At 61.0% G+C, this 949-nt stretch carries 1 protein-coding gene; it reads left to right on the top strand.

Translation table 11 applies throughout. The features are described from left to right. Nucleotides 1–135: 135 nt before the first annotated feature. Nucleotides 136–949: IS21 family transposase (gene istA / locus AWB65_RS35060; RefSeq protein WP_125474311.1), on the top strand; the 814-nt coding region annotated here is incomplete at its 3' end.

Consider the following 949-nt stretch of genomic DNA (forward strand, 5'->3'; position numbering starts at 1 on the left):
CCCCGGCGGTCGGTCAAATTCCCCCATGTATGGTCACCTCAAAATCCCCCAGGTAACGATCGCCGGCTGAGCGGTCCCTAGCGGTGCTGCAGGACATTTATTGTCGTCTCCTTCAGAGAAGAAGGAGACAAGGGAGTGAATGTCTTGAAGCAGCATCTACAAAGCGCGATATTCACGCTGCTTGAGCGCGGCGTGAGCCAGCACAGGATCCATGAGCTTACGGGTATCGATCGTAAGACGATTCGCCGCTATCAGGCGCTGCATGAAGCACAGCAGGCGGGAGGCGCAAATTCCTCCACTGCGGCGACCATCGGCTCCGGCGATCCGGTGGTCGCGCAAATTCCCCCATCGCAAATTCCTCCACTGCCACGACCGCCGGCTTCAGGCGGAGCGCCGGTCAGCTCCTTCAACTTCGCCCGATCCGCCAGTGAGCCATATCGGGAATGGATCGAACAGCAGGTGCGTTTGAAGCGCAACGCCCAGGCGATCTATCAGGACCTCGTCGACCAGCATGGTTTTACGGCCAGCTATGAGAGCGTCAAACGTTTCGTCCGGGCGCTGCGCCACGTCGATCCCGAACAGTTCGACCGTCTTGAGTTTGCCGCCGGTGAAGAGGCCCAAGTGGATTACGGTGAAGGCGCGCTGACCCGCGATCCGAAGACAGGCCGCTACCGACGGCCACGCCTGTTCGTCATGACGTTGAGGTATTCGCGGCGCAGCTTCCGGCGCGTGGTCTGGAAGTCCAGCAAGCAGGTCTGGGCCCAGCTTCACGAAGAGGCCTTCCGGTACTTCGGTGGCAGCGTGAGCTATGTCGTCCTCGACAACCTTCGTGAGGGCGTCATCACGCCCGACCTGTACGAGCCCGAGATCAACCGGCTCTATGCCGCGATGCTCGAGCACTACGGCGTCATTGCCGACCCGGCTCGCGTACGCGACCCGAATCGCAAGG

It is taken from the genome of Caballeronia humi (assembly GCF_001544475.1).
GTDB lineage: Bacteria > Pseudomonadota > Gammaproteobacteria > Burkholderiales > Burkholderiaceae > Caballeronia > Caballeronia humi.